This is a genomic window from Brevundimonas sp., from assembly GCF_018608325.1.
Taxonomy (GTDB): Bacteria; Pseudomonadota; Alphaproteobacteria; order Caulobacterales; family Caulobacteraceae; genus Brevundimonas.
On record NZ_JABAZW010000153.1, the window covers coordinates 8,537 to 11,291 of the forward strand.

Below are 2,755 nucleotides of genomic sequence, written 5' to 3' on the forward strand. Positions count from 1 at the left end.
CGCAGATCCTGGCAACCGCGATCTTCGTGTTATCGTAAAGGATCGACAGCGGCACACCGCCGAAGAAGGCGAACGCCCGCGCATGCGCGTCGAACAGCATCTCCTGGGTCTCGCGCGGATAGGCCCGAACATAGATCGCCCGCGAGGCGCACAGCCGCATGTACGCCACCTTCACCCGCATCGGCTTGCCCGCGATCTCCACGTCCTCGTGGCTCCAGTCGAACTGGTAGGCTTCGCCCGGCCTGAACATCAGCGGGATGAACGACGGTGCATCCGCCACGCCCCGGCGTCGCTTCAGCCGCCACCCCGCCGCGTAGCGCCGGACCGCGTCATACGACCCGTCGAACCCCTCGCGCACCAGTAGGTCATGGACCCGCGTCATCCGCAGCTTCTCGCGCCGCGGCCGCGCCTCGTCCTCTTCCAGCAGTTCATCGAGCCTGGCCTGGAACGGCCCCAGCCTTGGCAACGGCTGCACCGCCCGCCGATAGGCGAACTCCGCATCCGGCTCCCGGATCGCCTTGCGAACCACCTTGCGCGACAATCGAAGGTCACGCGCGATCGCTTTGATCGCCTTGCCGGACGCAAACTCGCGCCGGATCCTCAACACCGTCTCCAACACCAACATCCCGAACTCGCCGCCTGACATCCGCCAAGCCGCCACCGTTAGACCTCAGGAATGAGGGGTCCTTATTCGACGCCGATCACACCGCTAACGGGGTCCCTTTTCCACGCCGATCCACACGCGAGGCGGTCCGCTTGAGACGGGGCGAAACGCCGAAACCGTCGTGACGAACCGAACGCTCCGAAACGATGCCGGGTATCCGATAAAGGCTTTCGGCGTCCTGCCCCTGTCGCGCCGCGAGGTGAGGCAGGACCGACGTCAGGACGGGTGAGCTCCAGAACTGCGGGGGATTGCCCTGGATGCGATGGCCTCCCGCTCTCAGACGCCCCGCGAGGATGTCGAGAAAGGCGAGCCGGTCCGCCACGTCGCGCTCGACCTCGTTCCAGACTTCACGGACCGCTTCATCGTCGATCCCATGCATCCGGTTGGGCTGCACCCGTATGAAGCGCGTGATCTCGCGGGGCGAGAAGCTGAAATAGCTGGGGATCAGGTCGCCCAACCGGCCCTTGGCCTTCCCCTCGGCGGTATTGCAGTCATTGCAGATAAGCGTTGTGAAGAACCGCATGGTGAGGTCCTTGCAGGCGTCGACGCCGCGCCGGAGATCCCGGCCTTCCGGGGTCCGGTCCTCGATGTTCACCAGCGGGCGAAGCATCTTTTTGGCGTGGTCGCGCAGGTGGTCGTGATGCCATTCCAGCTGGCATAGAAGGACGCCGTGATCGCTGACCCGCGCGATCTCAGGCTTGCGCCGCTGACAGGCCTCGCAGACCCAGTCACGCCGAACCTCGGCCCAGTTGCTGTTCAGATTGAGTTTCTGCGCTCCCAGGCCGAGCATCAGGGCCCTGGTCTGCCGGCTCCAGGCGCCGTCCGCCTGGGGTAGCAGGGACTCAAGGTCCTCGTCGGACACCGCTCTGAAGTCGGGCATGACGAGAGAGATGGATGCGGTCATCGAGGAATCCGGAAGTTCAAGGCGAACTGCCTTGAGTGTGCGCCAGATTCGGACGTCCGTTCGACTTCAATTCCGAGGTCGCCAATCCCGTAGGCCGCGGGTCAGGCCTCGTCAGGCGCGGCCCGCCGTCGCGCCGCCCGACTCCGCCAGCGGCAGCTCCATTGCGTAGCACCAGTAGATCAACAGGACCGAGGTCAGCGCCTTATCGTCCAGTCCCGACGGAAAGGGTGTTCCTGCACGCTCACCGGCCATCTCATTGACCTGGATAACGGCCAGCGCCTGCGTGAGGCGAGAGCCCAACACCCGCCCGATCTCCGGCGAAACCCGTTTCCAGCGCCTGAGGCGGACGCGGTCCTGGATCGCGTTATCTGCAGCGCGTTCTGATGCCGAGGCATAGGCGACATCGCGCCACGGAGCGAAATACTGCGCCTCCGGCCAGAGAAGCCGGGACTGGTCGCTCCAGGGGATGATGACCGGCCGGCTCTCTTCCGGCCGCGAAATGGCGCTTTCGCAGAACGTGCTCAGAAGCTCAAACTTGTCCATGTCGGTCTCACGAGGCGCGGAAGGGCGACGCCGTCATCGTTTTCGGAGGCTCGGCGCCGGAAGGTCGTTAAGCTCGCAAATCAGCGCCCGACAACGGTCGAATATGATTGCGGCGAGGTTGGGCGGATAGACGTGCTCGCTTCCGTGAGCGATCTCGTTGCGAATGTGGACCAGCAACACATGATCGTCGCCCCACTGACTTTTCTGCGGGGCCGATAGAATGTTCCGTTCAACCGCATATCCAAGACGCCTCGCAAGACCGGGCATCTTCTTCGCGTCAGCGCCCAGGCGGATCTTGAGAGCGAACTCGAGACTGGCCAGGGCCTGGCCGGCGGCGACCACCATCAGTTCGTAGTCAAGCCAGCCGTAGATCAGCGCATTCAGGGCGCGCGCGTAGATCCTGACCACGACGTCAGGCGCACCGGCAGGCAGCTCCAGATCGGCGACCATGTCGTAGTGGTCGCGGAAGCTCAATGGGCGCAGGCCGTCGACCGGGTCATCCGTCATTACGATCCGGTATCGGGCGTCGGGCTCCAGCGCCTCCGCATAGGTTTTCATCGCGTCTGTCCCTTGGCAATAGCGGCGCTGTCCGGCTTTGTAGGTCATGGGCAAGTACGATCCGCTTCGGGACTATCTCCGCAAAC

At 64.3% G+C, this 2,755-nt stretch carries 3 protein-coding genes and 1 pseudogene; all 4 read right to left on the reverse strand.

What is annotated here, in order from left to right; translation table 11 throughout:
- Nucleotides 1-625, reverse strand: a pseudogene (gene istA / locus QZ281_RS15335) (IS21 family transposase); the annotation flags it as partial.
- A gap of 76 nt (nucleotides 626-701) precedes the next feature.
- Nucleotides 702-1,568 (reverse strand): hypothetical protein, encoded by an 867-nt coding sequence (locus QZ281_RS15340; RefSeq protein ID WP_201099697.1) that lies wholly within the window; start codon nucleotides 1,566-1,568, stop codon nucleotides 702-704.
- Nucleotides 1,569-1,679: 111 nt separating this feature from the next.
- A complete protein-coding gene (locus QZ281_RS15345; RefSeq protein WP_201099698.1) occupies nucleotides 1,680-2,111 on the reverse strand; it encodes a hypothetical protein in 432 nt (143 codons plus the stop codon).
- Nucleotides 2,112-2,144: 33 nt separating this feature from the next.
- Nucleotides 2,145-2,717 (reverse strand): hypothetical protein, encoded by a 573-nt coding sequence (locus QZ281_RS15350; RefSeq protein ID WP_219352875.1) that lies wholly within the window; start codon nucleotides 2,715-2,717, stop codon nucleotides 2,145-2,147.
- Nucleotides 2,718-2,755 lie beyond the last annotated feature (38 nt).